Source organism: Nocardia violaceofusca NBRC 14427 (genome assembly GCF_963869435.1).
Lineage (GTDB): Bacteria > Actinomycetota > Actinomycetes > Mycobacteriales > Mycobacteriaceae > Nocardia > Nocardia aobensis.
Genome location: NZ_CAWMPM010000012.1, coordinates 357,816 through 373,921 on the forward strand (window position 1 = coordinate 357,816; position 16,106 = coordinate 373,921).

18 protein-coding genes are annotated in these 16,106 nt (G+C 69.6%); 7 read left to right on the forward strand and 11 right to left on the reverse strand.

The genetic code is table 11. The features are described 5' to 3' along the window. Window positions 1-16 precede the first annotated feature (16 nt). The 4 genes from AC5592_RS11595 to AC5592_RS11610 all read right to left on the reverse strand — a co-directional run bounded on the left by AC5592_RS11595 (window position 17) and on the right by AC5592_RS11610 (window position 2,528). Window positions 17-637, reverse strand: a complete 621-nt coding sequence (locus tag AC5592_RS11595; RefSeq protein ID WP_036499923.1) for a TetR/AcrR family transcriptional regulator — start codon at window positions 635-637, stop codon at window positions 17-19. Window positions 638-739: 102 nt separating this feature from the next. After that, complete coding sequence (locus AC5592_RS11600; protein ID WP_036499925.1) at window positions 740-919, reverse strand: hypothetical protein; 180 nt, start codon at window positions 917-919, stop codon at window positions 740-742. Between the two features lie 129 nt (window positions 920-1,048). Continuing rightward, window positions 1,049-1,567: a gamma carbonic anhydrase family protein gene (locus AC5592_RS11605; RefSeq protein WP_174372278.1), complete on the reverse strand. Its 519-nt coding sequence runs from the start codon at window positions 1,565-1,567 to the stop codon at window positions 1,049-1,051. Then, a complete protein-coding gene (locus tag AC5592_RS11610; RefSeq protein ID WP_036499929.1) occupies window positions 1,548-2,528 on the reverse strand; it encodes a GlxA family transcriptional regulator in 981 nt (326 codons plus the stop codon). The genes AC5592_RS11605 and AC5592_RS11610 overlap by 20 nt, the downstream gene beginning before the upstream one ends. Window positions 2,529-2,599: 71 nt before the next feature. On the opposite strand from AC5592_RS11610, the gene AC5592_RS11615 reads away from it, so the two are divergent. Both AC5592_RS11615 and ald read left to right on the forward strand, forming a co-directional pair. After that, window positions 2,600-3,367 (forward strand): MBL fold metallo-hydrolase, encoded by a 768-nt coding sequence (locus AC5592_RS11615; RefSeq protein WP_036499969.1) that lies wholly within the window; start codon window positions 2,600-2,602, stop codon window positions 3,365-3,367. A 109-nt stretch (window positions 3,368-3,476) separates the two neighbouring features. Continuing rightward, window positions 3,477-4,595 carry an alanine dehydrogenase gene (gene ald / locus AC5592_RS11620; protein ID WP_036499971.1) on the forward strand — a complete coding sequence of 373 codons (1,119 nt, stop codon included), beginning with the start codon at window positions 3,477-3,479 and terminating at the stop codon, window positions 4,593-4,595. A gap of 28 nt (window positions 4,596-4,623) precedes the next feature. Here the strand turns inward: ald and sigJ are convergent, their stop codons facing one another. Next, entirely contained in the window at window positions 4,624-5,544 is a 921-nt protein-coding gene (gene sigJ, locus AC5592_RS11625; protein ID WP_232329309.1) for an RNA polymerase sigma factor SigJ, read from the reverse strand. A gap of 116 nt (window positions 5,545-5,660) precedes the next feature. Here sigJ and AC5592_RS11630 point away from each other — a divergent pair, with 116 nt between their 5' ends. Further along, window positions 5,661-6,638, forward strand: coding sequence for a cobalamin biosynthesis protein (locus AC5592_RS11630; RefSeq protein ID WP_063064146.1), 978 nt, complete (start codon window positions 5,661-5,663; stop codon window positions 6,636-6,638). Here AC5592_RS11630 and AC5592_RS11635 read toward each other — a convergent pair. The 3 genes from AC5592_RS11635 to AC5592_RS11645 all read right to left on the reverse strand — a co-directional run bounded on the left by AC5592_RS11635 (window position 6,612) and on the right by AC5592_RS11645 (window position 8,650). Further along, on the reverse strand, window positions 6,612-7,028 hold the full coding sequence (locus AC5592_RS11635; RefSeq protein ID WP_063064147.1) for an ester cyclase: 417 nt from the start codon (window positions 7,026-7,028) through the stop codon (window positions 6,612-6,614). The genes AC5592_RS11630 and AC5592_RS11635 overlap by 27 nt on opposite strands. 99 nt (window positions 7,029-7,127) lie before the next feature. After that, complete coding sequence (locus tag AC5592_RS11640; protein ID WP_063920289.1) at window positions 7,128-8,150, reverse strand: SURF1 family cytochrome oxidase biogenesis protein; 1,023 nt, start codon at window positions 8,148-8,150, stop codon at window positions 7,128-7,130. A gap of 5 nt (window positions 8,151-8,155) precedes the next feature. After that, window positions 8,156-8,650 (reverse strand): low molecular weight protein-tyrosine-phosphatase, encoded by a 495-nt coding sequence (locus tag AC5592_RS11645; protein WP_063064149.1) that lies wholly within the window; start codon window positions 8,648-8,650, stop codon window positions 8,156-8,158. Between the two features lie 187 nt (window positions 8,651-8,837). On the opposite strand from AC5592_RS11645, the gene cobC reads away from it, so the two are divergent. Both cobC and AC5592_RS11655 read left to right on the forward strand, forming a co-directional pair. Then, the gene (cobC, locus tag AC5592_RS11650; protein WP_084506573.1) at window positions 8,838-9,902 is read left to right on the forward strand and encodes an Rv2231c family histidinol phosphate aminotransferase CobC; all 1,065 of its coding nucleotides are present in this window, start codon (window positions 8,838-8,840) and stop codon (window positions 9,900-9,902) included. A gap of 103 nt (window positions 9,903-10,005) precedes the next feature. Next, complete coding sequence (locus AC5592_RS11655; protein WP_063064214.1) at window positions 10,006-11,148, forward strand: Nif3-like dinuclear metal center hexameric protein; 1,143 nt, start codon at window positions 10,006-10,008, stop codon at window positions 11,146-11,148. Window positions 11,149-11,279: 131 nt separating this feature from the next. Here the strand turns inward: AC5592_RS11655 and AC5592_RS11660 are convergent, their stop codons facing one another. Further along, entirely contained in the window at window positions 11,280-11,723 is a 444-nt protein-coding gene (locus AC5592_RS11660; protein WP_036499936.1) for an OsmC family protein, read from the reverse strand. A gap of 225 nt (window positions 11,724-11,948) precedes the next feature. Between AC5592_RS11660 and AC5592_RS11665 the strand changes: the two genes are divergently transcribed. Then, the gene (locus tag AC5592_RS11665; protein WP_036499940.1) at window positions 11,949-12,686 is read left to right on the forward strand and encodes a zinc ribbon domain-containing protein; all 738 of its coding nucleotides are present in this window, start codon (window positions 11,949-11,951) and stop codon (window positions 12,684-12,686) included. Window positions 12,687-12,696: 10 nt separating this feature from the next. Then, window positions 12,697-13,929, forward strand: a complete 1,233-nt coding sequence (locus AC5592_RS11670; protein ID WP_063064151.1) for a bifunctional RNase H/acid phosphatase — start codon at window positions 12,697-12,699, stop codon at window positions 13,927-13,929. A gap of 22 nt (window positions 13,930-13,951) precedes the next feature. Here the strand turns inward: AC5592_RS11670 and AC5592_RS11675 are convergent, their stop codons facing one another. Together AC5592_RS11675 and AC5592_RS11680 are read right to left on the reverse strand one after the other, a co-directional pair. Further along, on the reverse strand, window positions 13,952-14,839 hold the full coding sequence (locus AC5592_RS11675) for an alpha/beta hydrolase (protein ID WP_036499942.1): 888 nt from the start codon (window positions 14,837-14,839) through the stop codon (window positions 13,952-13,954). A 62-nt stretch (window positions 14,840-14,901) separates the two neighbouring features. Continuing rightward, window positions 14,902-16,065: a lactate 2-monooxygenase gene (locus AC5592_RS11680; RefSeq protein WP_036499944.1), complete on the reverse strand. Its 1,164-nt coding sequence runs from the start codon at window positions 16,063-16,065 to the stop codon at window positions 14,902-14,904. Between the last annotated feature and the right edge of the window lie 41 nt (window positions 16,066-16,106).

Genomic DNA, 16,106 nt, shown 5'->3' on the forward strand with positions numbered 1-16,106 from the left:
GCCCGCCCGGAGGCAGTCAGGCGGTGCGGCCGCCGACCATCGGCAGCAAGGTCCGCCGGGCGAAGGCGCGGGCGGCCTCCGCATCCGAGAGCGGGATCAGCCCGTCGGGCGTCAATGCCAGCGATTGCGCCAGCCGTGCCATGATCTCGGCGACGAGGTCGGCATCGAAATCCAACTCGGCGTTGGCCTTCTGCAGTCCGCGCAGCTTGTCGCCCAGATAGGCGCGTCCCACCGCGAGGATCGGACCGGCATCGGTGGTCAATCGGGGCAGGATCAGCTCCGGTTCGGTGCGCAGTAATCGCTGCAGCAACTCGTTGTGCGCCAGCGCGGTGATGAAGACGACGAAGATCTCCACCAGCTGATCCTCGTTGTCGGTGATACTGCCGACCCGCTGTTCGATATCGGCGACGAACCGCTGCGCCTCGCGCACGCTCACCGCCTCGACCAGATCGTTCTTCGATTCGAAGCGGCGATACAGCGTCGCGGGACTGATGCCGGCGCGACGCGCGATCTCACCCATGCTGGTGCGCTTGATCCCGAAGTCCAGGAAGGCCGACAGGGCGCTCTCGAGCAGCTGCTCACCGTCGGAGCGGGGCTTCTCGAGGATGCGGGCCAGGATGGACGGAACAGGGGGCATGGGGTCTCCAGTCGAGTCGGCGAAGGACCGTGTCGATGCGGAAGGCTGACGATCATTATCTCATCGCGCCGGACCGCCACCGACGTCCCCGACCGCCCGCGCTCATCGCAGATTCAAGGCGGCCATCTCCTGCTCGATCGCATTCGCGGCGAAATCGCTTCCGCTGGAACGTAATTCGTGGACCCGGCGCTGTAGCGCCTCGATGCCACCGGGTTGGGCCGCGATATCGGCCACGCTGATCCGCCCCTTGGGTCGGTGCATACCGGACTGCTCGTACGACACCGTCTAACCTCCTGCATACCCACGTCGCAGTACGCCGCCCGAGGCGATGAGTCACTGCCGCGGACCGCGAACATGCTGCGACGATGCTACCAAGAGATCAACCTGGACGCTTGACCAGTGTGGCCCGTCTCACAGCTGGCTGCCGGTGTCGCGGTGAGTGCTCATATTGTGCAGATAGACCGCGGCGTTGAGCTTGATGCGATCACGTTCGGCATCGCCGAGTTCGCGCCGGACCTTGCCCGGTACACCCGCGACCAGGGAGCCGGGTGGGATCTTCGCCCCCTCCGGAATCAGCGCATTGGCGGCGATGAGACTGCCCTCGCCGATCACCGCGCCGTTGAGCACGGTCGCGCCCATGCCGACGAGGACGTCGTCGCCGATCGTGCAACCGTGCAGGATCGCGTTGTGGCCCACCGACACTCCGCTGCCGACCTGCAGCGCGAAACCCGGATCGGCGTGCAGGACGCACCCGTCCTGGATGTTGGTGCCGGTGCCGATCTCGATGTCCTCCAGATCGCCGCGGATCACCGCGCCGTACCAGACGCTGACCTGTTCACCCAGCCGCACCCGGCCGATCACCGTGGCCGTCGGCGCCACCCACGCGGTGTCGTCGATCTGCGGCTCGTGCTCACCCAGCTTGATCCTCATGCAGGTCAACATAGCTGGCCCGGAACTGGGCGCGATGTGCGGCCGGTGGCAGCCCGAGGGTGCGGTGGAAATGGTGGCGCAGATTCGTCGCCGTCCCCAGGCCGGTCTCGGCGGCGATGCGGTCCATCGTGTCGTCGGTGGATTCCAGCAGCAGCCGGGCGCGGTCGATGCGCTGGTCGAGCAGCCAGCGCTGCGGGCTGGAGCCGGTGCGTTCGCGGAAGCGGCGGGTGAAGGTGCGCCGCGACATCAGGGCGGTGCGGGCCCAGCCGTCCAGATCGATCGGATGATCCACATGTGTTCGCGCCCAGACCATCGCGTGTTCGATCGGATCGTCGTCGTCGGCATCGGGCACCGCGAGCGGTATGTACTGCGCCTGCGACCCGGCGCGATAAGGCGCCAGGACCAGCGTGCGCGCGAGTTCGGTCGCGGCGCGGGCGCCGTGGTCGGCGCGCACCAGGTGCAGGCAACAGTCCAGTGCCGCGGCGACTCCCGCGGAGGTGACCACATCGCCGAGATCGGTCCACAGCCGATCCGCGCGCACGGTCACCGCGGGAAACGCGCGAGCCAGGGCCGTGGCCAGACCCCAGTGGGTGGTGACTTCGCGATCGTCGGCCAGACCGGTCGCCGCGACGACCCAGGAACCGCGGCACAGTCCGACGATGCGGGCACCGCGGTCGTGCGCGCGCCACAGGGCCGACGAAATGACCTCGGGCACGGGCAGTTCCGGATTCCAGCTCGGAATCACCACGGTCTCCGCCCGGTCGATCGCCTCGGGGCCGTGGCGCACGACGAGGTCGAAATCGCCGGGCGTGCTGAGAGTTCCGGGAACTTCCGCGCAGGTGAGCACTTGGTACGGCGCGCTGTGCTGCACGCTGGTGCCGATGCGCCCGAACACCATTCCGGGCACGGACAGATGAAACGGGCTGATCCCGTCGAAGGCGACCACCGCGACCACATGCATGGCCCGATCTTATCGAAGCGTGGCCTGCGGGCCACTGTTCGAACGTGCCGGATCGGTACAGGCTGTTGCTCATGACGAACACGCTCTCCACCACGGTCGAACTCCTGCACATCGGCGGCCCCACCGTCCGGCTGAACTACGGCGGGCTGGTCTGGCTGACCGATCCGACCTTCGACGAACCCGGCGACTACTCCGCCGGCGCGCTCACCCTGCACAAACTGACCGGACCGGCAATCGCCGCGGATCGGGTGGGTCCGGTGGACGTGGTGCTGCTCTCGCACGATCAGCATCCCGACAACCTCGATCCGGCCGGGCGCGACGTCATGGCCGGCGTCGAGACCGTACTGTCCACGCCGGAAGCGGCCGGACGACTGGAAGGTGTTCGGGGACTGACGGTCTGGGAGTCGGTCAGCATCGGCGCCGTCACCGTCACCGCGGTACCCGCACTGCACGGGCCGGAGGGAGCCGAGGCGTTGAGCGGCACGGTCACCGGGTTCGTATTGCAGGCCGAGGATCTGCCGACGGTGTACATCTCCGGTGACAACGCCTCCGTCGACTACGTCGAGCGCATCGTGGCGAGATTCGGCCGGATCGACATCGCCCTGCTCAATGTCGGCGCCGCGAACGTGGGCCGGTTCGAGGATCGCGACGTCACGCTCAACGCGCGCACCGCGCTGGCAGCGTCGGCGGTGCTCGGCGAGGCGGTCGTGGTGCCGGTACACGCCGAGGGCTGGGCACACTTCACCGAGACCCTCGATCATCTGCGGCGCACCTTCGGCTACGGCGGGCGTGCGGAGCAGCTGCGGATCCCTCCGCTCGGCGAGTCGATCACGGTGTGACGAGGATGGCGGCCGGCCGGGCGCGGATCGATTGCCGATTGGTTGCGGTTCGGCGAATCGCCGCGACATGATCATGGCGCCGCGCCCGGATCGGGGCCACGATGGCGGTATGAGAATCGGTGTTCCGCGCGAGATCAAACCGCAGGAGAGCCGGGTCGCCCTCGCCCCGGCCGGCGCAGTCGAGCTCACCCGGCACGGTCATCGGGTGCTGATCGAATCCGGCGCCGGACTCGAGTCCGGATTCACCGACGCCGATTACGCGGCCGCCGGGGCGACGATCGCCGCGACCGCCGACGCGGTATGGGACGAGGCGGAACTGGTGTTGAAGGTGAAAGAGCCGGTCGCACCCGAATATTCACGCATGCGCACCGGGCAGGTGCTGTTCACCTTCCTGCACCTGGCGGCCTCCCGGAAATGCACCGACGCCGTGCTGGCCTCCGGCATCACCGCCATCGCCTACGAAACCGTGCGCGGCCCCGACGGGTCGCTGCCGCTGCTGACGCCGATGAGCGAGATCGCGGGCAAACTCGCACCGCAGGTCGGCGCCTACCACTTGATGGCGCCCGAGGGGGGCGCCGGCGTGTTGCTGGGCGGTGTGCCGGGGGTGCGGCCGGCGGAAGTGGTGGTGATCGGCGGCGGGGTGGCCGGAACGAGTGCGGCGACGGTCGCGGTCGGAATGGGCGCGCGCGTGATCGTGCTCGACAACAATCCGGTGCGATTGCGGGAGCTCGACGTCCGGTTCGCCGGTCGCGTCACCCCGCTCGCCTCGAATGCCGCCGATATCGAGCGGGCCGTCGTCGCCGCGGATCTGGTGATCGGTTCGGTGCTGGTGCCGGGAGCCCGTGCGCCGCAACTGGTTCCGGACACCCTGGTGCAGCGGATGCGGCCGGGGACCGTGCTCGTCGATATCGCCATCGACCAGGGTGGTTGTTTCCAGAGCTCGCATCCCACCACGCACGCCGAACCGACCTTCGCCGTGGCCGATTCGCTGTTCTACTGTGTCGCGAACATGCCCGGCGCGGTCCCGCACACCGCCACCGTCGCGTTGACCAACGCCACCCTGCCGTATGTGCGGACCATCGCCGATCTCGGCTGGCGAGAGGCCTGCCGGGCCGACCCGGGGCTCGAGGCGGGGCTCAATGCCGATGCGGGACAGCTCTATTCCGCGGCGGTGGCGCGAGCGCACGGCCTGGTCGGGGCCGGTCACGGCGCGAGGTGGCGGGCCTGACCGGAGCCGCTCACGATCGAGCACGGCCTCACATCGTCCAATCCGGTTCGCCCTCGGGCAGATCGTGCAGCTTTTCCGGATTGCGGACGATCGCGATCGAGGTGATGCGGTCCTCTTCGACGGTGAAGGCCATGATTCCCAGGTGGTTACCGTCGAACACCATGAGCCCGGGCAGGCCGTTGACCTGAACCATGCGCGCCCACGCACCGGTTCCGGCGCGGTACCAGCCGAAGTACAGCTTGGCCACCAGCTCGGCGCCCTGCACCGGCTGCCGGATCGCCGGCACGCGGCCGCCACCGTCGGCGGTCAGGGTGACGTTCTCGTCGAGCACACCGAGCAGACCGCTCAGATCGCCGGATCGCCACGCCGTCGAGAAGGCCGAGACCACCCGCTCGTGTTCGTCGCGAGACGCCGGGAAGCGCGGGGTGCCGTCCTCGACATGCTTGCGGGCGCGGGAGGCGAGCTGGCGGACGGCGGCGGGGGTGCGTCCGACCACGTCGGCGACCTCGGGACCGGTCATGCCGAAGATGTCCTGCAGTACGAAGGCGGTGCGTTCGGCGGGCGAGAGCGATTCGAGGACCACCAGCAGGGCGGTGGTGACGCGCTCGTCCTGCGAGATGCGGTCGGCGGGGTCGTCCCAGCTGGTGACCTCCGGTTCGGGCAGCCATTCGCCGACGTACTGTTCGCGCCGGGCCCGGGCCGAACCCAGCTGATCCAGGGCGAGGCGGCCGGTGACGGTGGTCAGCCAGGCCCGCAGATTGTCGATTCGATCACCGGGAGAACGGGTTTCGGACCAGCGTTGCAGCCGCAGCCACGCCTCCTGCACGACGTCGTCGGCATCGCTGAGGCTGCCCAGCGTGCTGTAGGCCACCCGGCGCAGATACTGGCGGTGCTCCTCGAATTGGCGTGCCAGTTCGGTCTGGTCGATATCGTCGTGTCCGGTCGTCACAGGTGCCATCCTCGTCTCGCCGCGCGGGCCCGCCGCCCGGGTGCTTCCCCATGGTGACGATGCGGCTGTGCCGAGTGTGACATCGGGGCGCCGGAGGCGGCCGATAGTCTCGCCCGGTGCGATATGGAACGGCGCGGGCCGCGGGACTGCTGATCGGATTCGCGGCGGATCGGATATTGGGTGATCCGCGGCGGGGACATCCGGTGGCGCTGTTCGGGTCGGCGGCGGCCGCGCTGGAATCGCCCTGGTACCGCGATACGCGTGCCGCCGGGGTCGTGCACGAGATCGTTTTGGTGGGCGGGGTCGTCGCGCTGGGTGCCGGTGTGGAAATCGCCGGCCGGCGGTCGGGAACCATCCGTGGTCTCGGCACCGTCGTGATCACCGCGGTCGGCACCTGGGTCGCGCTCGGTGGCACCACGCTCGCCCGGACCGGACGCGATATGGCGGATCGGCTGGAGGCGGGCGAGTTGCGCGGTGCGCGCGAGGTGCTGCCCTCGCTGTGCGGCCGCGATCCCGAGGTGCTCGATGCCGACGGATTGGCCCGTGCCGCAGTCGAATCCATCGCCGAGAACACCTCCGACGCCACCGTCGCACCGCTCGTGTGGGGTGCGATCGCGGGTATGCCCGGCATCTTGGGCTACCGCGCGGTCAACACCCTCGACGCGATGGTCGGCTATCGCAACGAGCGGTACCGCAACTTCGGCTGGGCCGCCGCGCGCGTAGACGATCTCGCGAACCTGCTGCCCGCGCGGGTGAGCGGTGCGCTGACCGTCGCGCTCGCGCCGCTGGTGGGCGGCCGGCCCGGCGATGCCTGGCGGGCGTGGCGCCGCGACGCCGGATCACACCCGAGCCCCAATGCGGGCGTCGCCGAAGCCACGATGGCCGGTGCGCTGGGCGTCGCGCTGGGCGGGCGGACCGAGTACCGGCACGGGATCGAGATGCGGCCGGTGCTGGGCAGCGGGCGGGCTCCGCAGGTGCCCGATCTGCGGCGAGCGGTGCGATTGTCGAACGGCGTGCAGCTGGCGGCCGCGGTGGCGGCGGCTGCGTACGCGTTCGGCCGCCGCCGGTCAGCTCGGGCCGAATTGCCGGAGTAGTGCCGCGGTGTCCAGGTATTGCCGGTCCCGCACGACCTTCACGTCGGCGTCGAAGACCAGCACTTTGGCGTAGGCGATCTCGAACCGACGGCCGGTCGCGGGGAGCACCGTCACACCGGCGACGACGAAGTCGTTCACCGCGGTGGCGCGGCCGATCAGTTCGGCGACCGCCGAGTTCGGCGCCGGGTGCAGTGCCCGGATGTCCTCGGCGTAGTCCGGGAACGCGGTGAACCAGGCGCGGCTCCAGTCCACGGTGCCCGCGAGATCCAGTCGCAGGCCGGTGCCGGTGTCGAACTCGTAGTCGGGGGCGCAGGTTGCCGCCCAGGCATCCCACTGCTGTCCGGTCCACGATCGCTGGACGGCGTCGTACGCCTGGTGGATGGCGTTCATCCGGTTCTCCGCTCGCATCGATATCTAGCTATATCAATCTATAGCCAAATAGGTCGATAGGGCCAGCGCAAAGGCGGGGCGGTCGACTTCTGGGGCCGGTCAGCGGCGGCCGTTGCCGTAGCGGTCGGCGAGGCGGTCCGCGGTGGTGCGTGGTTTCGCCGGTGGTTCGCCGGATACGGGCGTGGTCTCGGATCGCGCCTTCGGCGCCGGGTCCGAGGGGCCGGTGGCCGGACCGGTGCTCGTGTCTTCGGTTGCGGCACTTGCTGATTCGGCGCGCGGTCCGGCTGTGCTCATCGCCGGAACCTGTTCGCTCGATGTGCCCGTGGCCGCCTGCGCGGCGGCACGGTCGCGCCGGCGTTCGCGGAGTTCGGCGTAGACGAAGTAGCCGAGGCCGAGCGGGGCCATGACACCGAATGCGATCCATTGCAGGCCGTAGGACAGATACGGGCCCGCGTCGAGCTGGGGGAGTGCTTCCGGGGTGAAGGCGCCGGGCTGGCCGGCGTCCAACTGCAGATAGCCGCCGTGCTCGGCGGTGGCGAAGCCGGTCAGCGGCGTGCCGATAAGGGTGGAGAGCTGAGCGGTATCGACCGAGTACACCTGGCGCAGGCCGTCGCGGACCATCGGATCCTTGCCGGGGACGACGCCCTCGGATCTGCGGACCCGTCCCTCGATGTGCTGCGGACCCGACGGCGGTTCCGCGATCGTCGGCAGATCCGAGCCGTTCACCGCCGCGATCAGGCCGCGATCGACCAGCACGACCCGGCCGTCGTCGAGCCGGAACGCGGCCAGCACCCCGTAGGCGGGCTGATCGTCGAGGTGCTGCAAACGCTCGACCACCATCGAATTCGGCACATAGCTACCGGTGGCGATCACCCGCCGCCATTCGGTGTCGGCCGGATTCGTGCCGGCCGGCGGTGTGCCCTCGCCGGTGGTCAGCAGGTTCTTCGCCGGAACCGGGTCGGCGTTCACCGAGGCCGCGATCAGGTTGTTGCGATGCGACGTCGAGGTGTTCTTGCCCAGCTGCCAGGGCGCGAGCACGGTGAAACACAGATAGGCGAACGCGACCACGACGACCGCCAGAATCGCCCAGCTGGGCCGCAGCAGGAATGTGAGTCGGCGCAGGATGCTCATCGCCGAGGTCCGGTCGTCGCGGGTTCGCCGAGTTGTTCGCGCACCCAGGCCAGCAGCGCCGGAACGGCCGCCTCGATCTGTTCGCGCACGAGCTCGAAATCGGTGTCGTCGCCGTAGTAGGGATCGGGGACGTCGTGATCGTCGGCGCCGGGGTCGAAGCTGCGCAGCAGTCGCCGCCGGGCCTCCGGAATCCGCAGCCGGGTCAGTTCCCGATCGTGGTTGGAATCCAGGGCGATCAGCAGATCGGCGTCGAGATGATCGGGCCCGATCATGGCCGCGACGTGCCCGATCGGATACCCGTGCCGGGTGAGCAGGGCGGTCGTGCGCGGGTCGGCGTCCGAGCCGACGTGCCAGGCGGTGGTGCCGGCGCTGCTCACGCGCACCCGGTCGGCCAGTCCGGCTCGTTCCAGATGCGCGGCGAAGATCTTCTCGGCCATCGGCGACCGGCAGATATTGCCGGTGCAGATGAAGGTCACGTGCAGCTCGCCCACGCACCCATTGTGGCCGGTCGGTGCGGGCGGCGGCCACGTAGGGTAGGTGGCTGTGCCCGAGGACACCCCCACGACCGCCGGCACGCGGTCGCGCCGAGGCCCGAGCCGCCCGATCGATACGCGTCCGGGCGGACCGGCGGCCGAGGCGGATGCGACGCGTGCGGGTTTCGCCGTGGGCGCCGACGGCGTGCGGGGGCCCGGGAGTGCGTCGCACGAGGTTGGATCGGAGGTCGATCGTTCGGCACTGCGCCACCATGGGGACCGCGATGTGCGGGCGGGGATGCTCGACTTCGCGGTGAATGTGCGTGGTGACGCACCACCGGAGTGGCTGCTGCGGCGGCTGGGCGCGCGATTGCCGGAACTGGGGCGGTATCCGTCCGAGGCGGAGGCCGAGGCGGTGCGCGCGATCGTGGCGGCACGGCACGGGCGCGCGCCGGATGAGGTGTTGCTGCTCGCCGGGGCCGCGGAGGGGTTCGCGCTGTTGCCGCGGCTGGCGTCGCGGCTGGCGGCCGTCATCCATCCGTCCTTCACCGAACCGGAACTCGCGCTGCGGGAGGCGGATGTTCCGGTGGCGCGGGTGGTGCTGGCGCCGCCCTACGAGCTGGCCGGGGCGCGGGTCCCCGAGGACGCCGATCTGGTGGTGCTCGGTAATCCCACCAATCCGACCTCGGTGCTGCATCCTCGGGCGGTGATCGAATCGCTGCGGCGGCCCGGCCGCATCGTGGTGGTCGACGAGGCGTTCGCCGATGCGGTGCCCGGCGAACCGGAAACGCTTGCGGGACAGTCCTATCCGGATGTCCTGGTCTTGCGCAGCCTGACCAAGACCTGGGCGCTGGCCGGGTTGCGGTGCGGATATCTGCTGGGTCCGCCCGAGTTGCTGGCCCGGTTGAACCACGGTCGCGCGCATTGGCCGCTCGGTACGTTGCAGCTCGAGGCGATCGCGGCGACCTGCGAAGCGCATGCGATCGCGGAGGCCGAGGCGAGTGCGGCCCGGATCGTGGCCGAGCGGGAGGCGATGATTCCCCGCCTGCGCGCCCTCGGTATCGACGTGCACGAACCGGCCGCCGGTCCCTTCCTGCTGATCCGCGTGCCCGACGGCGAGTTGCTACGGAAACATCTGGCGGACAAGAACATCGGTGTTCGACGGGGTGACACTTTCCCGGGGCTCGGCACGCAATTTCTGCGCCTGGCGGTCCGCGACCACGCCGCCGTCGATCGTTTGATCGCCGCGATCGAGGCCGTCGGGCTGTGAGGATCGGCGCCCAGGCGGCCGGGTGGCTCGCGGCGCGGTCCGGCCCGGCAGGCGGCATCGGCGTGGATAATGACCGGAACGGCGAAACGGTGGAGGTGCGGTGGTGACAGCGACGAATTCTGTTGTGACGCTGAAGGACTTGATCGGTGTTCTCGACGGCGCGTACCCGCCTCGGCTGGCGGAGTCCTGGGATTCGGTGGGGCTGGTCTGTGGTGATCCCGCGGCCTCCGTCTCGCGGGTGCTGTTCGCGGTCGACGCCACCGCCGCCGTGGTCGACGAGGCGATCGATTGGGGCGCACAGGCTTTGGTCGTGCACCACCCGCTCCTGTTGCGCGGGGTCGACACCGTGGCCGCGAGCACTCCGAAGGGCGCGCTGCTGCATCGGCTGATCCGCAACGACTGTGCGTTGTTCACCGCGCACACCAACGCCGATTCGGCCGATCCCGGAGTGTCCGATGCCCTCGCCCACACGCTCGGGCTGACGGTGACCGGGCCGCTGGAACAGAAATCGGTGGCGCCGGTGGACACCTGGGTGGTGTTCATTCCGCGCGCGCACACCGACGCTGTGCTGGCGGCGATGTTCGAGGCGGGCGCGGGCGGCGCCGGGTTCTATCGCGAATGCGGTTGGCGGGTGCCGGGAACCGGGCAGTTCCGGCCGATGGCGGGAGCGAATCCGGCGATCGGGCAGGTCGGCGACCTGGAATTCGTCGAGGAGGACCGTGTCGAGGTGGTGGCGCCGCCGGCGGCCCGCGCGGCGGTGCTGGCCGCGCTCCGTGCCGCCCACCCATACGAGGAACCGGCCTTCGACGTCACCGAGCGCGCGGCGCTGCCTTCGGCGCAGGGCCTCGGACGCATCGGCACCCTGCCGGAACCGGAGCCGTTGCGCGCCTTCACCGCTCGCGTGCGCGCCGCCCTGCCCGGCACCGTCTGGGGTGTGCGGGCGGCCGGCGATCCCGACCGTGCGATCCGCACGGTCGCGGTATGCGGCGGCGCGGGCGATTCCTTCCTGGGCACGGTCGCGAAGCTGGGCGTCGACGCCTACGTCACCGCCGACCTGCGCCACCATCCCGCCGACGAACACCTGCGCGCGGGCGGTCCCGCACTCGTCGACGTCGCTCATTGGGCCAGCGAATTCCCCTGGTGCGCCCAAGCGGAAGGCGTTGTGCGGGAAGCTTTTCCGGGAGTGGAAACCCGGGTCAGCACCCTCCGTACCGATCCGTGGACTCTCGGCGCCGCCGACGACTGACGTCAGCGGTGGTCATCCAGGGGCGGTGAGTTCGGTGCCGAGCCGGCCGACTGTGTCACTCCCATGCGGTACGGGGCGAGCGGCGGCGGGCCGGCCCAGGCGTTCCCCCGCGACCGTGGACCGGCGCGATCTCACTCGGTGCGAATGTCGGGCTCGTGGTCGACCGGGAAATTGACCGAGTTGGCGATGAAGCAGCGCTTGTGGGCCTCCGCGTGGAGTGCGTGAGCCTGCTCGGCCCGGGCGGCGTCGGTGATGGTGACGCGCGGTCGCAGGGTGACGTGTTCGAAGCGCTGGTCGTTCATCACGCCTTCGGCCTCGTCGAGATAGTCGATCACCACGATTCCGGCCTCGACGCACAGATGCAGGTACCACAGCATGTGGCATTCAGAGAGCGAGGCGACCAGGAGTTGCTCGGGGTTCCAGCGGGTCGCGTCGCCCCGGCCGACGACCGGGTCCGCCGACCCCTGCAGCGGCGGCCGCCCCTCGGCGAGCACCTCGTGATTGCGGGAATACGAGCGGTAATCGGTGGTGGCACCGGTCCACACCACGTCCACGCGATAACGATGTTCGGGCATCCGGTCAGAGTGTCACAGTGGCGGCGGCACCGCATCCGAGTTGTCGGTGGCCCACGAACCGGCGCCCCGGCGGCCCGCGTTCGGCCGCGTATCCGGTGGTCGCGGGCGGCCGATGCGGGGTTGGGGCGAAACCGGCCGCGGGCAGAGTACGGTTGAGCACCGGCGTCGCGCACCCGCTGCCCGTCGCTCCGCAACCGTCCATAGTGTCGAGGAGTACGTCCCGCGTTGAATGTCGAACCACCGATCCAGGCCAAACTGCTCGACCTCGCGGCCGTCGACGCCGAGTTGACGCGGATCGCGCATCGCCGCAAGGTGCTGCCCGAACAGCAGGAAGTGCAGCGGCTGGAAGCCGAACGCACCGACCGCAAGGATGCGGCGGTCAAGGTCGAGATCCAGCTCGACGATCTCGACCGCGACATTCGTAAACTCGAGGGCGAGATCGACGCCGTGCGCAAACGCGAGGCGCGCGACCGCGGCATGCTCGAGGGCGGCAACGTCGGCGCGAAGCAGCTCTCGGAATTGCAGCACGAACTCGGCAGCCTGGAACGCCGGCGCGGGGTCCTCGAGGACGAACTGCTCGAGGTGATGGAGCGTCGCGAGGCCGCCGAGGCCGATCACCAGCACGCCGGCGCCAACCTCTCGCGCGCCGAGGAGGATCTGACCCTCGCGCAGAGCCGTCGCGACGACGCGGTCGCCGACCTGGATGTGGCCGCGCAGCGCTGCGACGCCGACCGCGCACAGCTCGTCGCCGGATTCCCGGACGAACTGCTCGCGATCTACGACAAGCAGCGCGCCCAGCACGGCGTCGGCGCGGCGCTGCTGCAGGCCCGCCGGTGCGGCGCCTGCCGGATCGAACTCGACCGCGGCGAGATCGCCCGGATCGCCAAAACCGATCCGCAGGTCGTGGTCCGCTGTCCCGAATGCGGTGCGATCATGGTGCGCACCAAGCAGTCCGGATTGTGACGGGCCGGCGATGACGGTACGTACGGTGATCGTCGAGGCCGACGGCGGCTCGCGAGGTAATCCCGGCCCGGCCGGCTACGGCGCGGTGATCTGGGATTCCGATCGCGCCACGATCCTCGCCGAACGTCGCGAATATCTGGGCGTCACCACGAACAATGTCGCCGAATACCGCGGTCTCATCGCGGGTTTGGCCGCCGCCGCCGAACTGGGCGCCCGCAGCGTCGAGGTTCGGATGGATTCCAAACTCGTCGTCGAGCAGATGTCGGGACGCTGGAAGGTCAAGCACGCGGCCATGATTCCGCTCGCCGAGCGAGCCCGGCAGCTGGTCGCCGGCTTCGATCGGGTGAATTTCCAATGGATTCCGCGCGAGCAGAATTCGCACGCCGATCGGCTCGCCAACGAGGCCATGGACGATGCGGTGGTGGTCGCGGAGGTGCGCGAGGCGGATACCGAACGGCCCGTGATCGACAGCGTGGCCGAACCGGAATCGGCCGCCCAGGATGCGGCACGCGGCGTCGAAGCCGAGCTGCCCAGTTGGATCGACGAAGCGGCCGATGCCCGCGCCGCGCACGAGGATCCGGTCGTGCAGGAGACGGCCCCGGCATCCGGCCCGGGCTGGACCGGCGCCCGCGGGCGGCCGACCCGGCTGTTGCTGCTGCGTCACGGCCAGACCGAATTGTCCGTGGAGCGAAGGTATTCCGGTCGCGGCAATCCGGAACTCACCGCGCTCGGTCGTGAACAGGCCGCCCGTGCCGCGAAATACCTTGCCGCCAAAGGCGATATCGCCGCGGTCGTGAGCTCGCCGCTGGGCCGGGCACGGGAGACCGCGCAGGCCGCGGCCCAAGCGCTCGACGTGCCGGTGCGGGTCCTGGACGCGCTGACCGAAACCGACTTCGGCGAATGGGAAGGTCTCACGTTCACCGAGGCGGCGCAACGAGATCCGGAACTGCATCGGCGCTGGCTCGGTGATCCGTCGCTGCCCGCTCCCGGCGGAGAGAGCTTCACCCAGGTGCGCGAACGCGTCGAGGGCGCGCGCCGCGATCTGCTGGCGCTGTATCCGGGGCAGAACGTCGTCGTGGTCAGCCACGTGACGCCGATCAAGACGCTGCTGCAGTTGGCGTTGGAAGTCGGCCCGTCACTGCTGTACCGGCTGCATCTGGATCTGGCGTCGCTGTCGATCGCCGAGTTCTATCCCGACGGCGGATCGTCGGTACGGCTGGTCAACGACACCTCGTACCTCTGAACACTGTTCGGGGACACCGGGTTCAGGGGCGTAGCACCGACACCAGGAATTCGGTCTGGTCGTAGACGGCCTTCTCGAACCAGTCGTCGAAGTAGATGTCGAAGTGCCCGATGGGGTATCGCTTCACGATGCCGTGTTTGGTGCGCTCGGCGGCCTTGAGCGTCGGACCCACCGGCGCGACCGAATCGTTGTCGCACACCGCGTAGAACACCGGCACCTTGATGGCCTTGGTGCGCCGCCACGGTGAATCGAACATCACCGACATACCCACGCGAGCAGCCACTTTCGGCTGGTACTGCGCGCTCTCCTCGGCGAGGCGGCCGAAGCCCTCGGGCACGTCGGAGGCGCTCATCAACGCCGCCGAACGCTTGCGCCCGGCCAGTCGCACGCCCACCGGTTTGCGGCGGATCGGGCCCACGAGAAGGTCGACGAACGCGAGGGTGCCGGTCTTGGCGAGGCTGATCGGCCCCTTCGCCATCGCCGAGGACCAGCCGCTGGTGAACGGGCACTGCGCCACGACCGCGGCCAGATAGTCGTCCTCGTGCGCGATGGACAGGACGTGTCCGCCGCCGAAGGAACTGCCCCACAACGCGATTCGGGTCGCGTCGAAACCCTTGAGGGTGCGGGCGAAGGCGATCGCGGCGCGCCAGTCGTCGCGCTGGCGCGCGATGTTGATCAGCTGGCGCGGTTCACCACCGCTGGCGCCGAAATGCCGGTAATCGAAGACCAGCACGCCCATTCCGGCCGCGGCGAACCGGCGTGCGTAGCGATCCAGACCCATTTCCCGGTTCGCGCCCAGCCCGTGGCCCATGATGACCAGTGGACGCGGTTTGGGCGGGCCGTCCGGAAGATAGAGCCACGCTGCACACTGTTCGCTTCCCGAACCGAACCCCACCTCGACACGCTCCATGGGCGAATACCGTACCGGGGCGCGCGCCCGGACGCAGACGTGGATCCCCGCTCAGGGCACGATTATGGGTGAACGGAACGCAAACACTCGCGAGTCAGATCCTTCAGCGCCGGGTAGCCGTCGACCGCCATGATCAGGTCCGCTTCCGCCAGCAGAGTGCGCAGGACGTGCACGATGCCGTCCACGCCGCCGAGCGCCAGACCGTAGGCGTAGGGCCGGCCCACCCCGACCGCGGTGGCGCCCAGTGCGAGCGCCTTGACGACATCCGCGCCGCTGCGGATTCCGGAATCGAACAGCACCGGCAGACCCTCGGCCGCGGCGACGACCTCGGGCAACATGTCCAGCGCGGGCAGTCCGCCATTGGCTTGGCGCCCACCGTGATTCGAGCAGTAGATGCCGTCCACGCCACCGTCGCGGGCTCGGCGCACATCGTCGGGATGGCAGATTCCCTTGACGATCAGGGGCAGTTCGGTGAGCGAGCGCAGCCAGGCCAGATCCTCCCAGCGCAGCGGGTTGCCGAACAGTTGCACCCACCGCAGGACCGCGCTCATCGGATCCTCCTCGGGCGAGCGCTGCAGACCGGAGAGGAAGACCGGATCGGTGAAGTAGTTGGCGAGGCAGTGCCCGCGCAGCTGCGGGAAGTTACCGGTGGACAGATCGCGCGGCCGCCAGCCCGTGATCCAGGTGTCGAGGGTGACGACGATGCCCTTGTAACCGGCCTGTTCCGCGCGCTGCACCAGGCTCGCCGCGAGATCGCGGTCGGTGGGGGTGTAGAGCTGGAAAAAGCCTGGGGTGTCACCGAATTCGGCGGCGACGTCCTCGAGCGGATCGACGGTCAGGGTCGAGGCGACCATCGGCACGCCGGTGCGGGCGGCGGCGCGGGCGGTCGCCAGATCGCCGTGGCCGTCCTGGGCGCAGAGGCCGATCACGCCGACCGGAGCCATGAAAAGCGGTGTGGGCAGCGTCATTCCGAACAGGTCGACCGACAGGTCCCGCTCCTTCGCGCCGACGAACATGCGGGGGATGAGCCCCCAGTGGTCGAAGGCGGCGACATTGGCGCGCTGGGTGCGTTCGTCGCCCGCGCCGCCGGCCACATACGACCAGATCGAGGGCGGCATGGCCGCCTGCGCGCGCTGTTCGAGTTCGGCGAACGCGACCGGGTACTCCGGTACGACGCCGCGCAGCCCCTGGAAGTAGATCTCGTTCTGGAAGTCGCCGAACCCCATCTGCGCTGCCCTTCTGTGCCGTCGGTTCGCCGGCGAGTGTG